12 protein-coding genes are annotated in these 16,486 nt (G+C 61.9%); 7 read left to right on the top strand and 5 right to left on the bottom strand.

Going from position 1 to position 16,486, the window contains the following annotated elements:
* Positions 1 to 69 precede the first annotated feature (69 nt).
* From PQU94_RS08900 to PQU94_RS08880, 5 genes are all read right to left on the bottom strand, one after another.
* Complete coding sequence (locus tag PQU94_RS08900) at positions 70 to 1,995, bottom strand: methyl-accepting chemotaxis protein (RefSeq protein ID WP_272741107.1); 1,926 nt, start codon at positions 1,993 to 1,995, stop codon at positions 70 to 72.
* A 138-nt stretch (positions 1,996 to 2,133) separates the two neighbouring features.
* A complete protein-coding gene (locus tag PQU94_RS08895; RefSeq protein ID WP_272741106.1) occupies positions 2,134 to 2,541 on the bottom strand; it encodes a hypothetical protein in 408 nt (135 codons plus the stop codon).
* A 97-nt stretch (positions 2,542 to 2,638) separates the two neighbouring features.
* Positions 2,639 to 3,898: an aminotransferase class V-fold PLP-dependent enzyme gene (locus tag PQU94_RS08890; protein ID WP_272741105.1), complete on the bottom strand. Its 1,260-nt coding sequence runs from the start codon at positions 3,896 to 3,898 to the stop codon at positions 2,639 to 2,641.
* A 70-nt stretch (positions 3,899 to 3,968) separates the two neighbouring features.
* Positions 3,969 to 6,389 carry a TonB-dependent receptor plug domain-containing protein gene (locus PQU94_RS08885; RefSeq protein ID WP_272741104.1) on the bottom strand — a complete coding sequence of 807 codons (2,421 nt, stop codon included), beginning with the start codon at positions 6,387 to 6,389 and terminating at the stop codon, positions 3,969 to 3,971.
* Between the two features lie 107 nt (positions 6,390 to 6,496).
* Positions 6,497 to 7,078: an HD domain-containing protein gene (locus PQU94_RS08880; protein WP_272741103.1), complete on the bottom strand. Its 582-nt coding sequence runs from the start codon at positions 7,076 to 7,078 to the stop codon at positions 6,497 to 6,499.
* Between the two features lie 259 nt (positions 7,079 to 7,337).
* Here PQU94_RS08880 and PQU94_RS08875 point away from each other — a divergent pair, with 259 nt between their 5' ends.
* The 7 genes from PQU94_RS08875 (at position 7,338) to PQU94_RS08845 (ending at position 16,484) form a co-directional block, all read left to right on the top strand.
* Complete coding sequence (locus PQU94_RS08875; protein WP_272741102.1) at positions 7,338 to 8,462, top strand: TIGR03364 family FAD-dependent oxidoreductase; 1,125 nt, start codon at positions 7,338 to 7,340, stop codon at positions 8,460 to 8,462.
* Positions 8,452 to 9,234, top strand: a complete 783-nt coding sequence (phnX, locus tag PQU94_RS08870) for a phosphonoacetaldehyde hydrolase (RefSeq protein WP_272741101.1) — start codon at positions 8,452 to 8,454, stop codon at positions 9,232 to 9,234. The genes PQU94_RS08875 and phnX overlap by 11 nt, the downstream gene beginning before the upstream one ends.
* A 154-nt stretch (positions 9,235 to 9,388) precedes the next feature.
* The gene (locus PQU94_RS08865; protein ID WP_272741100.1) at positions 9,389 to 10,165 is read left to right on the top strand and encodes a DeoR/GlpR family DNA-binding transcription regulator; all 777 of its coding nucleotides are present in this window, start codon (positions 9,389 to 9,391) and stop codon (positions 10,163 to 10,165) included.
* 244 nt (positions 10,166 to 10,409) lie between these two features.
* Positions 10,410 to 13,199: a TonB-dependent receptor gene (locus tag PQU94_RS08860; RefSeq protein ID WP_272741099.1), complete on the top strand. Its 2,790-nt coding sequence runs from the start codon at positions 10,410 to 10,412 to the stop codon at positions 13,197 to 13,199.
* Between the two features lie 128 nt (positions 13,200 to 13,327).
* Positions 13,328 to 13,966: a sulfotransferase family 2 domain-containing protein gene (locus PQU94_RS08855; RefSeq protein WP_272741098.1), complete on the top strand. Its 639-nt coding sequence runs from the start codon at positions 13,328 to 13,330 to the stop codon at positions 13,964 to 13,966.
* Positions 13,963 to 14,574, top strand: a complete 612-nt coding sequence (locus PQU94_RS08850) for an aspartyl/asparaginyl beta-hydroxylase domain-containing protein (RefSeq protein WP_272741097.1) — start codon at positions 13,963 to 13,965, stop codon at positions 14,572 to 14,574. Before PQU94_RS08855 ends, PQU94_RS08850 begins: the two co-directional genes overlap by 4 nt.
* On the top strand, positions 14,574 to 16,484 hold the full coding sequence (locus PQU94_RS08845; protein WP_272741096.1) for a tetratricopeptide repeat-containing sulfotransferase family protein: 1,911 nt from the start codon (positions 14,574 to 14,576) through the stop codon (positions 16,482 to 16,484). Before PQU94_RS08850 ends, PQU94_RS08845 begins: the two co-directional genes overlap by 1 nt.
* Positions 16,485 to 16,486 lie beyond the last annotated feature (2 nt).

Here is a 16,486-nt window from a genome sequence, read left to right as displayed (position 1 = left end):
CATCCTGCATTAAGGCACCGCTACCGTTGAACGCGACACTGATCGTTGGCATGGACCAAACGAAAACGGTCAGGCCGCGGATAGGGCCGTGACAAAGGACTGAAATTCCGCCTCGAGTGTCCCGGCTTGCTCGGTAAGATGTTGAGCCAGGCCAAGCAATTGAACTGACGCCGCGCCCGTTGACTCTGCGGCTCTTTCAACACCGTAAATATTCTCGGTGACTGAGAGCGTGCGGGTTGCCGCGTCGTGTGTATTTGAGGCGATTTCACTGGTCGCCATACCCTGTTGTTCCACAGCCGCCGCGACCGATCCATTGCGCTCGGCAACATCGCCGATCCTGGCGGCGATTTCTTCAATAGCGGCCAGGCACGCGGTCGTCGCGTTCTGCATCTCCTGAATGCGCCTTGCGATATCTTCGGTAGCCCCCGATGTCTGACTGGCCAGCGCTTTCACTTCGCTGGCAACAACCGCAAAGCCGCGCCCGGCCTCTCCAGCACGCGCCGACTCGATCGTGGCATTCAAGGCGAGAAGATTGGTTTGCTTAGCTATCAGATTTATGAGGTTCACCACCTCGCCAATCCCTGACGCCGCCGTTGCCAGTGCACGGATCTCGTGCTGACTATTTTGAGTAATTGCGGCAGCTCGTGTTGAGGCCGACGTGGTTTCTTTCACCTGACTTGAGATTTCCCTGACGGCTGCGTTCATTTCTTCCGTGGCGGCGGCAACGGTTTGGACATTGCTAGAGGCAGACCCCGCGGCTGCGTTCACGGCTGAGGCTTGCCGCGAGGTTTCTTCTGCTGAGGCTGATAAGGTCTGAGCCGCTTCGGAAAGCTCCTCTGAGGATCGGACCAGATCACTCGCCATGACCGCCATTTTTGATCTGAATGCATCAATCAGGCCGCGCTCATATTCCAGCCGCGCTTGGCGAGCGGCGCGCATGGCCTCCTGCTCGGCCTGTAAGGTTTTGCGCTCCATCAGAACCTGCTTAAAGGCGAGGATAGCCTTGGCCATGGCCCCGATTTCATCTCGCTGCTCGGTCACCGGCACGTGAGATTTTAGGTTTTCCTGGGCCAGTTCGCCCATTAGTCTGGATAATGAAACGAGCTGAGACGACATTTTACGGGCGAGGTAAACGGCCAGACCCACAGAGGCGAGAGCAATCATACTTGCGAGCGCAAGCACGGTGATTAGTTTGGTAAACACCGCATGGATCCGGGCGAGCAACAGATGGTCAAGCTGCTCGGCGCTCGTGCGCCACATCTCAACTATCGCCGCTTTCAGGCGAAGGTGGGCTGTCTTTAACGTGGATTTACCTGCAGCATCGACGCCTTTTCCAGAAGCCAGCTGGTCGGCAATCAGGCGGCGGCCCGCCAACAGATCACTCATCGCTGCGTCAAGATTCTGGGAAGGCCCGGCCAGGGCGACGGGCAAGGATTTGCTTTTTGTACCGGAAAGCGCCGATGCCAGGTTTAAATGGAGCGTCTCATGCGAGGAGTCCAGTTTGGCACCTGCAATCTCGAAGGTCACGAGGTTTGAGGCGCGTGAAGTGGGCTCAACCCCATTCACACTCTTTTCCAGGTCGTCGCTAAGAACCAGAAGCGCGGGCAGGGCGACCGTTACATTCGACTGCAGATAGTAGGTATCTACGTCCGGATCGAGCGTAAGGTTACTCGCATCGGCTGCACGCGTTATGAGAGTGGCGCGGGTCTGGTCCGTTTCTCCGCCATCCCGCTGTGCTTCGGCTTGCGCAACGGTAAAATCCTCTGTAGCCGGAAAACCTATCGGTGGCTCGAGCTTTAGGGGCCTGCCCGTCGCGAGGCCCTGCCAGACAGGCCTAATGTAGTCCAGCCCGCTTCTTTCCGCTTCGGTAAAGGATATCATTGCTCGTTCACTGTTGACGAAAAGGATCGTCATCAGACCCAGCGGCAACGCCATTGCGACAACAATGAGGGAGAACTTACCCCCCAACGGTAGGTTCATCAGGCTGAAACGCATATAAACAACGCCCCTGTTACGCGTAATTGTTGAGTAACAGCGTTGTCTGGACCGCGTTAACAAACCTATAAATTGTGCGCGGGCGTTCTTAAAAAAAACGGACGACGCCAGATGGATGTCAAGCCCGCGTGTCCGTCACTATTTCGCTGCGCCCTTGGCCTGCTGCTTTGCCAGATCAATGTGGCGGCCCATCGCCTTAATGAAGGGGTGACGTGCCAGCAGACGACGGCCCACAATAGCCACGACGACAAATCCGGCCCACACTTCGGGGCGGTTCCATTCCGGATGCAGGTCGTAGATAAAGAATTTGAAGCCGATCGACAGCGCCAGATAGGGCAGCAGGATGGCGCCCCAGCGCACACACTCGTCCTTAAGGAAACCGCCGGCGCCTTCCGGATGAAAGCCCCACGCCTTATAGCTGACGCCCCAGCGGATCAGCACGATCAGGCTGACCACAATCAGCGAGATCACAGTGGAAATTAACACCATGGTCAGCGGGTGCGCGTGCTGCCACGCGGCAGCGGCACTGTGCGGATCGGGCCCCATCTGTCATCCCCTCACTCTTGCCAACGATTGCACGATTAGGCCTCAAGCCCATCCGTCTGTCCACTAAAACTTGACGTTGCGGCGCGTGGGCGGCGTATCAGAGGGCGCGCAGCGCGCTCAGCAGCTTCGCCATATCGGCTGGGGTCGAGCTATAGCCCGGCGTGACGCGCACGCAGGCCCCGCCGTCAAGACCGGTGCGTGTCACGGTGAAGAGGCCGTGTGCCTCCATCAGACGCCTGGTCAGAGCCGTATGCGCTTCGGGGGAGGGATCGGCCTTCAGGCGCAAAGACGTAATGCCGATGTGCAGGCGCGGATCTGCGGGCGTCAGTATGTCGATCGTCTTCAGGGCGCGCGCCGGTTCGGCCCACAGGTCGCGCAGATAGCGCAGGCGCGCTTCGACCGTCGCGGAGCCGAGCTTCGTGTGCAGCTCCAGGGCGTCGATGGCCGCCATTTGCGCGGCGAAATTGGCCGTGCCCGTATGGACGCGGGCGGAAACCGGATCGCGCGGATTGACGTTTTCGCCCATATAGGGGTCAATGGCCTCCACCCGGTCCTTGCGGATGAACAGGGCGCCGACGCCGACGGGTGCGCCGATCCATTTGTGCAGGTTGAAGCCTGCAAATTCAAAGCCTTCGGCGCGCACATCGACCGGGCTCTGGCCCCAGGCATGGGCGCTATCGACGATCGCATCGACACCGCGCGCTTTCGCCATGGCGATGATCTCACGCACGGGCAGGCGCAGACCGCTGCGGTGGCCGACATGGGTGAGCAGCATCATTCGGATGGCAGGGTGGGTCTTCAGCGCCTGTTCGTAGGTGTCGATCAGGTTTTGATACGTGGCCGGATGGGGCAGGGCGAGGCGCACGACCTCAACCCCGCGCCGCGCTTTCAACCACTGCATGGCCGTCTGCATACTATCGTAATCATGGTCGGCCATCAAAACCGCATCACCGGGTTTCAGGCGGTTGTAACCGCTGATCAGGGCGTGGAGCGCCTCGGTGGCGTTGCGCGTGAGCGCGATTTCGGACGCATCGGCGTTCAGGGCCGTGGCGATCGTCTGACGCAGTTTGAGATAATAGGGGACAAAGCCCCGCCGCGTAAAGGCCGCGCCTTCCTGATTGACCTGCGCCGTGTAGCGGGAAAAGGCCGCTTCGACGGCGCGCGGCATCTGACCGAAGGCCCCGTATTCGAGATTGATCAGCCCCTCCGGCCGTGCCGGAAAGGCCTCAGCCACCCGCGCCCAGCCCGCCTCGTCCTGTGCCCCTGTGGGTGGTGTCAGCGCAGGGGGTGCCGATTGCGCGGCCGCGGTGGCGGGCAGCAGCGCCCCGACGGCGCTCAGAAGGTGGCGGCGATGCATGGCGGGCTCCTGAAAAACAGAAAAGGGACGGGCGCGAAACCCGTCCCTTGAGGGATACTGTATCTTAAAATTAGAACCTGGCGTTCAGGCGCACATAGTACTGGCCACCGTAGGTGTCGTAAGGCGCGTTACGCGAATATTCGATACCGCGCGACGCCTGGAAGATGGCCTTTTCCGGGTACGCATCGAACAGGTTTTCCGCCGAAACCTTCAGTGACAGCTTGTCCGTCATATCCCACTGCACCGAGGCATCGACGAAGTTCATCGCGCCGAAGCGCTGGAAGATGTCGCCGGTCGAATTGCCGGTCGAGTCGGTCCAGCCGCCGTAGTGACGTGCGCGCACCTGATATTCGAACGCCCCCTTGCGGAAGGTACCGGTGAAGGTGGCGTTGTTCTGCGGCAGGCCTTCTTCGAAGACGCGCTTGGTGGTCGGGTTGGCATTGAGCGTCCCGCCGGTGATCAGGGTCTTGTTGTTGTTATAGGCGAGCGTCAGGTTCAGACGGCCATCCCACAGCGAACGCACATAGGTGGTCACTACGTCGATACCCTTGGTGCGGGTATTGTAGTCGTTGGTGTACCAGTAGACCGAGGTAAAGCTGGCGGCCGACGGATAGCCCTGCGCCACCAGCGCGTCCTTTTCGGCCTGGGTCAGGGTGATCTGCGACGATTGACCCAGACGGTTGCTCACCTCGATCTGATACATGTCGAACGAGCCCGACAGGCCGAAATCGGTGCGCCAGACGAAGCCCGCGCTCTTGTTGGTCGACTCTTCCGGTTGCAGGGGCTTGGCACCCTTGCTGACGGCGATCGGGTTGAGCGGCGACAGGCGGCCTGTGGTGAAGAGTTGCAGGGTAACCGTGTCTAGGCCCTGCGACACGGCCAGCGAGTTGATCTGACCCGGTGTCGGCGCACGGAAGCCCGTGGACCATGAGCCCCGCGCGGCGAAATAGGGCGTAAACTCGTAACGGGTCGAGACCTTGCCATTGGTGGTGCTGCCGAAGCTGTCGAAGTCTTCGTAGCGCACCGCGCCGCCCAGCGTCCATTCCGGCGTCAGCCTGGCTTCGACATCGACGTAGGCGGCGTTGCTGTCCTGCGACCACTCCCCGGCCTGAAGGTCGGAGAAGCCGGGGAAGCCGTTGGCCCCGACGGCCAGACCGTTCTTGGCACCCGGCCCGACGGCGTAGGAAGCCTTGTCGCCGGCACCCACCTTATAGGTTTCCTTACGGTGCTCGGCCCCGAAGGCGATATTGACCGGCTCGCTCAGGCCCAGATCGAGGCGATAGACGCCATCGGCATTGAGGGTGACTTCGCGCTGGGTCTGGGTGCCGAGGAAGAAGTTGAACGGCGAGGACGGGCCCAGAGAGGCGTTGATCGAGTTATAGAGGTAGAACTTGGTTTCGTTTTCACCAAGCGAGGCCGACAGGTCCCAGGTGAAGACCTCGCCAGTGTGGCGCACGCCGCCCACGGCCTGATAGTCCTGATACTTGGCCTGTTCGCGCGGCGTGAAGCCCAGCGGATAGACCGACTTCAGATCCCAGCCGGGGAAGGCGGGGGTGATGGTGAAGGCCCCGCCGACCGGGATACGCCAGTTGATGTCGTTGATGCCTTCGCCCTTGGCCGCCGTGGCAAAGCCATAGGCTTCGGCAAAGCCGAGATCATAGGCACCGTTGAGCGCCAGATTGTAGCTCTTGGTATCCGGCGCGCCCCAGTGCTGGACAGGGTTGGGCAGGACAACGCCCGGATTGGCCGCCTGATAGGCCAGGGCATCGGCGCGCTGATGGCTGCGCGAGGTCATTTTCGCGTCAGCCCACTCCACAGAAGCGGTGAGGAAGCCCTTGTCAAAGCGCGTCCCGGCCTTCAGACCGGCGCGCACGGTTTCGCCGTCGCCTTCATAATACTGCGAGCCTTGCACATAGGCGCTGACACCCGGACGCTCATCGAGCTGGATATTGATCACACCGGCAATGGCGTCTGAGCCATACTGAGCCGAGGCCCCGTCGCGCAGCACTTCGACGCGACCGACGCTTAAGGACGAAATCTTGTTGAGATCGGCCCCTTGCGCGCCGCGCTGGCCCAGAAAGGCGGAACGGTGGAAGCGCTTGCCATTGACGAGAACCAGCGTCTGATCCGACGACAGGCCGCGCAGACGCGCCGGGCGGATGAACTGCAAACCATCCGACGACGGCAGCTTCAGCACCTGAAGCGACGGGATCACCTGCGCCAGATTGTCGGCCAGTTCCGCCGACGCGCCGTCCTGAACCGCCTTGGCCGAGATGACGTCGACGGGGGTCAGGCTTTCATACTTGGTGCGGCCCTTTTCACGGGTGCCGGTGACGATGATTTCCTGCGTCGTATCGGAGGCCGGCTGAGCCTGAGTTGCGGGCTGAACCTCCGCATGGGCCTGAGCGACCGGTGCCAGCAACAGGGCGGCCGGGAGGAGCGGCCACAGGGAGGTCGTGGCGCGCAGGGCGCGAGGAAAGGCGCTGAACATGTCTTTGTCCCCAAAACATGATGAATGATGGGGGCTTGCTAGGGGCGCTCTGCGACGCTTGAGTGATAGGAAAATGAATTTTTAATTATGGTGCGGCGCAGACTGGCTCACGCCTGAGCCGCAGAGGCCTGCGTGCCCAAGACGGCCGCAAGGCATTTGGTCAGAAACTGATCGAGGGTCGGCGTCACGGCATGAGGGTCCTTCGCCTTTTCGTCGATGCGTCGCAGGGTAAGGGCGTCCTGCGCATAGGGCAGGGCCAGAAAGGCCCGCTGCTCTGCGGGGCTCATCGGCCCGCCCTGTAAGGCCAGCGAAAGGACAGAGTCTTTCGACAGCGCGGCCTGATAGCCCGCTTCGGTTGCGCAGAGATAGCGCTTGGCCGCTACGTGCAAGCGGATCGGCTCGCTGACCGCGGGGGGAAAGCGCTCGGCCGCCCAGGCCGCGCCCAAGGCTTCGTGCCGGTCATCGACGCCCTCTTCGGCCGGCGCGTGGCCAAGGTCGTGGACCATATGCCCGACATCGTGCAGTAAGGCCGCGAGAACCAGAGCGGGCGAAAGCCCCTGCGCCTCGGCCCGTGTCGCCGATTGCAGAGCGTGCTGAAGCTGGTTCAGATGGTGGAGACCGTAGGCGTGGTGGCCTTCGCCCAGATAGATGTGGCGAATCTCGGCGCTCAGCGCCCCGGAATTTGTCATAATAAATTCATGTTCAAAAGGGATGCGACATTTGAAAATATTATATAGATGGCCCCTGCGGTTCGCAAGCCATGGCGGCGGCGCGGCAGGCAGGGGCAGAGAAATCACGCGGCAGTGCGCGGCTTTCGCTTTGTGCAGAGCCTGAAAGCGCGGTGATCGTAAAGGTGTCGGGACCGCCTGTGGTCCTTTCAAAATCAGATATGATTATTCAATCTGATTTTATATGTATCTGAATTATGCGTGCAGAGGGGAGTATCGGGTGTACGATATAGCCATTATCGGTTCGGGGATTGTCGGATTGGCGCACGCGCTTATGGCGGTGCGGCGGGGCCTGCGCCCTGTGGTGATCGAGCGTCAGGCCGCACCCATAGGGGCTTCCATCCGCAATTTTGGCTTTGTTACCGTGACAGGGCAGGGCGAAACCGACACCTGGCGCCGGGCCCGGCGCAGTCGCGACATCTGGGCTGATATTGCCCCGCAGGCGGGCATTGAGATCGTGCAGCGCGGGCTGCTCGTCACCGCGCAGCGTCCCGAAGCGATGCAGGTGCTCGAAGCCTTTGCGGCGCATGAAATGGGGGCCGCCTGTCACCTTCTGACACCCCAAGCGGTGCGTGAGACCTATACCGGCATTGGCCCGGCCCTTGAAGGGGCGCTCTACAGCCCGCATGAACTGCGGGTGGAATCGCGCACGGCCATACCGCGTCTGGTGCAGTGGCTGGCGCAAAACGGCGTCACCTTCCGGTTTGAGACGGCGGCGCTGACCGTGGACGGTACCGATGTCGTCACGCCGCAGGGGCGGGTGCGCAGTGACGCCGTCATCGTTTGTCCGGGTGATGACCTGACCCAGCTCTATCCCGACCTCTATGCCCGCCAGGGCGTGACGCGCAGTCAGTTGCATATGATGCGTCTGGCGGCCCCGGGCTTTGATCTGGTCTGTCCGCGCATGTCCGACCTGTCGCTGGTGCGCTATCGCGGCTATGCCGAGCGCCCGGAAAGTGCGACGCTCAGCGCGGTGCTTGAGCGTGAACAGAAAGCGCATCTGGACAAGGGTGTGCACCTGATCGTTACCCAGAGCGCGGATGGCTCGCTGATCGTCGGCGACAGCCACCATTATGGCCGCGCCCCCGAACCTTTTTACGACGTGACGGTCGAGGCGCTGATCCTCGAAGAGTTCCAGCGTGTTCTGGGTATCGAACCACTGCCGGTGATCGAGCGCTGGCTTGGCACCTATGCCAGCGCGTCGGAAGACCTGATGCGCCTGTCTCCCTCTGAACGAGTGCGGCTGGTCGTGGTGACCAGCGGCACCGGTGCCTCCACATCCTTCGGCATTGCCGAAGAAACCTTCAATGATCTCTATGGCAAGGACCCTTCGCATGACCACTAAGCCCGCAAATCCCAAGGCCGTTATCTTTGACTGGGCAGGCACCATGGTCGATTTTGGCTCTCTCGCTCCGGTTATCGCCATGCAGCAGGGCTTTGCCGCTGCGGGCGTAGAGGTGAGCGAAGCGGAGGTGCGCCTGCCTATGGGGCAGGCCAAGCGCGATCACGTCGCGGCCCTGATGGCGCAGCCTGAGGTGGCGCAACGCTGGCAGGACAAGTGGCGGCGTCAGCCGACCGATACGGATATTGAGCGCATCTATGCCAATCTGGATCAGCTGATGCGGGCGGCGGGAACCGCACGGGCTACCCTTATTCCGGGGGCGCGCGCGACCTTTGAACAGCTCCGCGCCGCCGGTATCCGGGTCGGCTCCTCCACCGGCTACACGCGGGCCATGATGACCCCGATACTGGCGGCCGCGGCGGCGCAGGGCTATGATCCCGAACTGGTCGTCTGCGCCGGGGAAACGCCGCAGGGCCGCCCCGCGCCGCTGATGATCTGGAAAAACCTCGTCGAGCTGGGCGTGTGGCCGGCGGCTGAGGTGGTGGTGGTCGATGATGCGCCCGTCGGTATCGCTGCAGGCAAGGCCGCCGGCGCCTATACCATCGGCATCGCCGCCAGCGGCAATGAGGTGGGCCTGACCGAAGACGCCTTCGCCGCCCTCGATGCGGCCGAACGGACCCGACGGCTGGAGGCTGCCCGCACCACGCTTTATGCGGCCGGTGCCGATGCGGTGCTGGACACGGTGGCCGATCTGCCGCACTGGCTGGGGCTTTAACGGGCCGATTTCCACAAAGGTCACAAAGTCCCACATCGTATCACACGCCTGTCACGCCCGCCCTCTATCGACGGACAGGCTTGCCCCGAAGCTGTTTGCACCGCGCATCGCCATTGACAGGTTGCGGCAAAACAAAACACAACAGAAGCGTCGTATGTTTATTCTCCCCCGGGGCCGTATGCTTCAGGATACCCGCCAGTCCGAAATCTACAATCTGCTTCAGGTGCATCGGACCTGCACGATCACCGATCTGGCGCAACGTTTCGACGTTAGCGACGAGACCATCCGCCGCGACATCCGTCAGCTTGAGGAGGAAGGCTTCGCCTTCCGGGTGCGCGGCGGGGTGACGCTCAAGGAAACGGCGGCCGAAGCCCCCTATCTTGTGCGTCGCAACCAGAATGCCGAGAAGAAACAGGCCATTGCGCTGAAGGCGGCGGCTCTGGTCGAAGACGGCATGACCATTCTGATCGACTCGGGCTCGACCTCCTACTGGCTGAGCCGGGCCCTGACCAAGCCGCGCAATCTGACCGTCATTACCAATGCGCTCGATGTGGCGCGGGAAATGACCGGCCGCAATGGCTGCAAGGTGTTCTTTGCCGGGGGCGAAATCGACTATGACTATCAGTCGTGCTTTGGCCCGGACACCGAAGCCTTTATGAATCGCTTTACGCCGGAAATCGCCTTCTTTGCCATCGGGGCGGTGGACTCGCGGCGCGGGCTGCTCGACTTCCACTATCCCGAGGCCTCGCTGAAGGCGGCCATCTGTGCGCAGGCCTCGCGCGTCGTGGCTCTGGTCGATTCCACAAAGTTTGAGCGGCAAGGCATCATCAAGGCGCTCGATTTCAAGCAGATCGACATTTTCGTCACCGACCAGACACCGCCGCCGCAATTGCTGACGGCGCTGAACGAGGTTGAGGTCCTGATCGCCTAGGCCCTACCCCAAGGCGCATGTGTGTGGATTTAGCCGCGAGCGTGTGTGGAAAAGCCCTGAAAACGCGGCTTTTTTCGGGTTTTGCCAACACCGTTGCACAAAAACCTCACAAAAACTCACATTTTCAGCTCCAAAATACACATCTGTCACAAACCGCGGCTAAATGTGTCCTCCGCAGCCGGCCGCGGGGGGCATCTTCCGTGCATCGCGATCGCTCGGCGCGCTCATCCACGGAGACATTCCTATGAAGATGCTTATGACAGGGGCCGCCGCCGGCGCGCTGTTCTTCATCGCTGCGCCGACCTATGCGCAGACCACCACCCCGACCGCTCCGAAGGCGGGTCAGGCCGAAAGCGACGCGATTGATACGGTTGTCGTCACCGGCTATCGCGGCTCGCTAACCAAGGCGCGCAAGCTGAAGCGTGAATCGAACGTCATCAAGGACGTGATCGTCGCCGAAGACATGGCCAAGTTCCCGGAACTGAACCTCGCGGAATCGCTGCAACGCCTGCCGGGCGTGCAGATCAACCGCGAAGCCGGCGAAGGTCGCCGCATCTCTCTGCGCGGTCTGGGGCCTGACTTTGCCCGCGTGCAGCTCAACGGCATGGAAGTGCTGGGCAATGTGGACTCGGCGCAGGACAGCCGGGGTCAGCGTTCGCGCGACCGCGCCTTTGACTTCAACATCTTCGCGTCCGAACTCTTCTCGCGCGTCGAGGTCGAAAAGACCTATCAGGCCGCGCAGCACGAAGGTGGCATGGCAGGTACGGTCGGTCTGTTCACGGGCAAGCCGTTTGATTACCCGTCGGGCACCAAGGGCGCCCTTTCGGTGAAGCTCGGCACCAACGAGTACACCAAGGACACCCAGCCGCGCATCGCTGCGCTCTACAGCCGCAACTGGGACGACAAGTTCGGCGTCGCCCTGTCGATCGCCTACGGCAAGCGCGAAACGACCGAGCAGGGCCACAACACCTATAACTACTCTAAGCCCAGCGCCTCGACCCTGGCGGGTCTGGTGACCAAGGGTCTCAACATTTCCAAGCTGAGCAGTGCGCAGCAGGCCAAGTTCCTGTCGGGGGATCTCTATTTCGCCGACGGCAACCGCATCTCCTCGTGGAACGCCAAGATGGAGCGTCTGGGCCTGACGGCCGCCGTGCAATGGAAGCCCGCTGAAAACGTGCTTCTGACGCTCGACGCCCTGCACGGTCAGTTCACCACGGAGCGCAGCGAACTGCACCTGGCGACGCGCCCGCTGGCTTCGACCGGCTCGGTGGCTTTTGATACCGCCGCCAGCACTGTCTGGCCCGCCGCCTTCCAGACGAATTCGGTGATCAACAATATCGCCTGGGACAGCACCAACTACGTCACAATGACCGACGTGACGAACATGACCTTCGGCAGCGAAAACCGCCGCTCGCGCAACGAAAACCGCTTTGACCAGCTGGTGCTGACGGGCAAGTGGGATGTCTCCGAGCGCCTGTCGTTCGACGGCCATATCGGTTATGAGAAGTCCACCTATAAGACGCCTTATGACGACAAGCTCTATATGCGCGCCAAGGGCAACCTGATCGCCAACTACGGTTCGGACGGCCGTTCGGCGTCATTCCAGTATCCGGGCTGGGACACGACCAATCCGGCCAACTATGCGCTCGATTCCTTCTACTACCGCGGTTTCAACAACTCTTCGGAGCTGAAGGAAGCGGTCTTTAATGGCCGTTACTCCCTGTCGGACGTGTGGACCCTGCGTGCGGGCGTGGCCTATCACGAGTTCACCCAGGACGGCATCGACAAGTTCTATGACGACAACGTCAACGGCACCCGCAGCAAGATGCGTGGCAAGCCGGTGGCCGACGTCACGACGGTCTTCACCAACAACTTCGGTTCGTGGCTGATCGGCGACTACGCCAAGACCTTTGCCAAGTATAACGAATATCACCGCTTTGGCCCGAACACCGACGGCACGGGCGGCGCGCTTCAGGACATCGAAAACGTCTATACGACCAGCGAAAAGACCACCTCGGTCTATGTGCAGGCCGATTGGGACAGCGACATCGCGGGTAAGCGTTTCCGCGGTAATGTCGGCCTGCGCGGCTATCAGACCGACACCAACTCGACGGGCTGGATTCAGGGCGACTCCTACGCCTATCTCGGCACGACCGACGTGGACGGCAACTATAGCGGCGTCCTCCCGACGCTGAACACCGTGCTCGAAATGACGCCGGAAGTTCTGGTGCGCTTCTCGGCCACGCAGAACCTGAACCGTCCGGGCATGGGGTCGATGGCCGCCAAGGGCAGCGCCTTCAAGGATGACACGAGCGGCGAAATCAGCGCCTCGCGCGGCAATCCGAACCTGAAGCCCTATAAGGACACCACGCTCGATCTGGCCGTCGAATACTATTTCGGCAATGTCGGCCTGGTGTCGGCCGGTGTGTTCCAGAAGGACGTCAAGAACTTCATCGGGTCTGCCGATTACAGCACCAAGGATAATAACGCTCTGACCTTTGCTCAGGCGGGTATCCCGATCTCTTCGATCCCCGGTGCGACGGCGAATACGATCATCAACGACTTCTCCATGCCGATCAATATCGAGGGCACGCAGCGCATCAAGGGGATCGAACTGGCCGGTCAGGCGCAGTTCACCTTCCTGCCCGCGCCCTTCGATAAGTTCGGTATGCAGGCCAACTATACGTCGCTGGATATCCCGGAAAAGATCACCGGCATTTCCAAGACCAGCTATAACGCCACGGTGTTTTACGAAACCGATCTTTGGGGGGCGCGCGCCTCGCTTAGCCATCGTGACCTGTGGTACAGCGGTCGCAACGACTCTGTGATGAGCGCCAGCACCCGTGGCTTCGAAGCCGGCACCTATGTCGATGCGTCGGCCTTCTGGAATGTCAGCAAGAAGCTTCAGCTCACGCTGAACGGCATCAACCTGACCAATCAGAAGGACACGCAGTTCTGGGGTCAGAACCGCTACCTCTATAACCAGAACCAGAGCGGTGCCACCTATATGGTCGGCCTCAGCTACAAGTTCTAAACCAAGGACGGGACACGGGTGCGCCGTCGTTCACAAGATGACCGCTCGCTCTGTCGCCCCTTCCGGTAATCCGGCGGACGCCCTCTTCTCAGGAAGGGGGCGTCTTCCGCCTTCTGTTCAGAGCGTTCATGATCGTCTCTCACCGTCACCGCTTCGTCTTCGCCGCCGTCCCGAAGACCGGCACCCATTCCGTGCGGCAGGCCCTGCGCGAGCAGATGGGGGATGAGGATGTCGAACAGGTGGGCCTGTTCGTCAACAAGCGCTTTCCGTGGGATGATCTGGCCGCCATTCGTCACGGCCATCTGTCCCTGCAACAGGTCCGCCCCTATCTGGGCGAAGAGGCCTTTGCCGCCTATTTCAAATTCGCCTTTGTGCGCAATCCGTTCGACCGTTTCGTCTCCTATTGCGCCTTCATGACGCGCGACAGCGACGTCTTTGCGCAACGACCTCGCGACGTGATGCACCACTTCCTGTTTGTCGCACCGCCGGAGGGGCATATCCTCTTTCAGCCGCAGTCGGCCCTGCTGGTCGATGCGGACGGACGCACCCTTCTGACCGACCGCGTCGGACGCGTCGAAGACATGCAGGGCTCCTATGACGCCATCTGTGCGCAGATCGGCCTGGCCACCCGCCCGCTCGACCGCGTCAACGGCAGTCGTCACGGGGATTATCGCCACTATTATGACCAGAGCTTGCAAGACGCCGTAGCCGCGCGCTACGCTTTGGATATTGACCTGTTTGGCTACACGTTCGAAGGCCTGAGATGAGCGAACCCGCTGCCAATCCGCGCAAGACGACGGGTGTGCGCGCGCTCGGGAAGGTCGATGTGGCGGCCCTGACCGAGGCCGTTCTGGGCATTCCCGAAGCCGTGTGGGCAGCGGAAAATGCGGCCAAGCCCAACAAGTTCGGCGTGTTGGAAGACACCCGTCACATCGTCTTTCGCTTTGTCGATAGTCCGCGCGACTGGCGCGGGTCGCACGACCGGCCGCTATGGGCGGGCTGGCGCGCGCAGCTTGAGCCGGTGCTTGCAGCGGCGGTGCGCGACTATGGCTATGCGCGCGGCGTCTTTCCGCGCATCATGCTGGCGCGTATGCCGGTGGGCGGCGTCATCCAGCCGCATATCGACGCCAATCCCGCTGCCAAATGGCCGCACAAGATTCATGTGCCCCTGACCACAAATCCCGGCGTCATCTCCTTTTTCGGTGGGGCGGAGTGCCATTTTGCGGTGGGCGAAGCCGTCGAGGTCGATAATCTGGGGCCGCACTGGGTGCGCAATACGGGCGACTGCGATCGCATCCATCTGATCTTTGAATATTATGACGCCGACCAGCCGGACCCGGCATGGCTTGAGCCCTTTTTGCGCGGTGGCGCGTGATGAGCACAATGGCCGAGCGTGACCGTCGCCTGCGCGACGCGCAGACCCTGCGTGCGCAACAGCGGCTGTCCGACGCCCTGCACGCCCTGTCACAGTTGGAAGCCCTCTATCCGCGTTTCAGCCGCCTTTATCAGGAACGCGGTCACTGTCAGATTCAATTGGGCAATGCCCCGGCGGCCATCGACGCCCTGCGTCAGGCCGTGGCGCTCAATGCGACCCTGCCGACCAGTTGGGATATGCTGGCGCAGCTTTACCGCCTGAGGGGCGACAAGACACAGGCGGACGCCGCCGAGCGGCATCTGGAGACGTTGCGCCAACTGCCGCCGGAAATCGTCGTGGCCAACAGCCTCTATGCCGACGGCGATCTGGAGCCGGCCGAAGAGGTGCTGCGGGCCTATCTGGAACAGGCGGACGACAATGTCGGGGCCTTGCGTCTTCTGGCGCGTATCTGCTTTGAGCGCGGCGCGTCCGAAGAGGCCGAGGCGCTGCTGGCGCAGGTGTTGGAACTGGCGCCCGACTATCACGCGGCGCGTTTCGACTACGGCATGGTGCTGCTGCACCTTCAGAAGCCTCTGGCGGCGCGGCAGGAGGCCCTGCACCTGCTGCGTATTGAGCCGGATAATCGCGACTATCTCAAACACTATGGCGCGGCTTCTGTGGCGCTGGGCGATCATGAGCCGGTCATCGACCTCTATGCACGGTTGCTGGCCACGACGCCCGCTGTGGGAGCAGAGGCCGCCGACCTGCGCCTGTGGCGGGCCAATGCGCTGAAGGTCACGGGGCGTCAGGCGGAGGCGATTGCCGACTATCAGGCCTCGCTTGTCGCGCGGCCCGATAATGGCGTGGCGTGGTTCAGCCTGGCCAATCTCAAGACCTATCGGTTCTCCGAGGCCGATATGGCTCGCCTGCGCGCCGCCGAAGCGCGGCCGGATACGCAAGCGATGGATCGCATCTATCTCAACTTCGCTCTGGGCAAGGCGTATGAGGATCGCGGCGACTATGCCGCCTCCTGGGCGCACTATGAACGCGGCAATGCCCTGCGGCGGACGCTGAGCCGCTGGCGGCCGGAGGTGGCCGAGGCGTGTGCGCAGCGTCTGCGCACGGTCTTCACGGCAGAGGTGTTCCGTGACCGGGCGGGCTTCGGCGTTGACGACGCCGACCCCATCTTCATTATCGGCCTGCCGCGTTCGGGCTCGACCCTGATCGAGCAGATACTGGCCTCGCACCCGCAGGTCGAGGGGACGCAGGAGCTGACCGAGATCAGCCGTTACGTGGCCGAACGCTGCGGGCGTGATCCGGAATGCGGCCTGCCGCTTGAGCCCGAAGCCCTGTTACGGCTCAGCAAGACCGAGGCGCAGGCGCTTGGGGCGCGGTATCTGTCAGAGACGCGCACCTACCGGCGGCTGGGGCGACCGGTGTTTCTTGACAAGATGCCCAACAATATCTGGCATATCGGTCTGATCCAGCTCATCCTGCCCAGGGCGAAGATCATCGAAGTACGCCGCGAACCGATGGCTTGCGGTTTCAGTAATCTCAAGCAGTTGTTCGGCACCACCAATCAGGAATTTACCTACGACGCACAGGATATTGGCCGCTACTATCGCACCTGTCTGGAGCTGATGCGCCACTGGGACACGGTGCTGCCGGGTCGCGTCCTGCGCGTGTCTTACGAGGATCTGGTCGAAGATCTGGAGGGCGGGGTGCGGCGTCTGCTCGACTATTGCGGCCTGCCGTTCGATGCCGCCTGCCTGCGTTTTCACGAGACGCAACGCAGCATCCGCACCCCCAGTTCCGAACAGGTGCGTCAGCCCTTAAGCCGTGACGGCCTTACCCAATGGCAGGCCTATGCGCCGTGGCTGGGTGATCTGCGCGCCGCGCTGGGTGATGCCGTAAACCGATATCGGGAGTAGCC

The sequence above is a fragment of the Asticcacaulis currens genome (genome assembly GCF_028550395.1).
GTDB classification, from domain to species: Bacteria; Pseudomonadota; Alphaproteobacteria; order Caulobacterales; family Caulobacteraceae; genus Asticcacaulis; species Asticcacaulis currens.
Note: the sequence above shows the minus strand (reverse complement) of the source record. Positions and strands in the feature narration are given on the sequence as shown.

What these genes read in the sequence shown, in the direction of transcription:
- PQU94_RS08855 (WP_272741098.1), top strand. Translation starts at nt 13,328, where the DNA reads ATGATCGTCTCTCACCGTCACCGCTTCGTCTTCGCCGCCGTCCCGAAG.
- PQU94_RS08890 (WP_272741105.1), bottom strand. Translation starts at nt 3,898, where the DNA reads ATGCATCGCCGCCACCTTCTGAGCGCCGTCGGGGCGCTGCTGCCCGCC.
- PQU94_RS08900 (WP_272741107.1), bottom strand. Translation starts at nt 1,995, where the DNA reads ATGCGTTTCAGCCTGATGAACCTACCGTTGGGGGGTAAGTTCTCCCTC.
- PQU94_RS08865 (WP_272741100.1), top strand. Translation starts at nt 9,389, where the DNA reads ATGTTTATTCTCCCCCGGGGCCGTATGCTTCAGGATACCCGCCAGTCC.
- PQU94_RS08885 (WP_272741104.1), bottom strand. Translation starts at nt 6,389, where the DNA reads ATGTTCAGCGCCTTTCCTCGCGCCCTGCGCGCCACGACCTCCCTGTGG.
- PQU94_RS08850 (WP_272741097.1), top strand. Translation starts at nt 13,963, where the DNA reads ATGAGCGAACCCGCTGCCAATCCGCGCAAGACGACGGGTGTGCGCGCG.
- PQU94_RS08880 (WP_272741103.1), bottom strand. Translation starts at nt 7,078, where the DNA reads ATGACAAATTCCGGGGCGCTGAGCGCCGAGATTCGCCACATCTATCTG.
- PQU94_RS08860 (WP_272741099.1), top strand. Translation starts at nt 10,410, where the DNA reads ATGAAGATGCTTATGACAGGGGCCGCCGCCGGCGCGCTGTTCTTCATC.
- PQU94_RS08845 (WP_272741096.1), top strand. Translation starts at nt 14,574, where the DNA reads ATGAGCACAATGGCCGAGCGTGACCGTCGCCTGCGCGACGCGCAGACC.
- phnX (WP_272741101.1), top strand. Translation starts at nt 8,452, where the DNA reads ATGACCACTAAGCCCGCAAATCCCAAGGCCGTTATCTTTGACTGGGCA.
- PQU94_RS08895 (WP_272741106.1), bottom strand. Translation starts at nt 2,541, where the DNA reads ATGGGGCCCGATCCGCACAGTGCCGCTGCCGCGTGGCAGCACGCGCAC.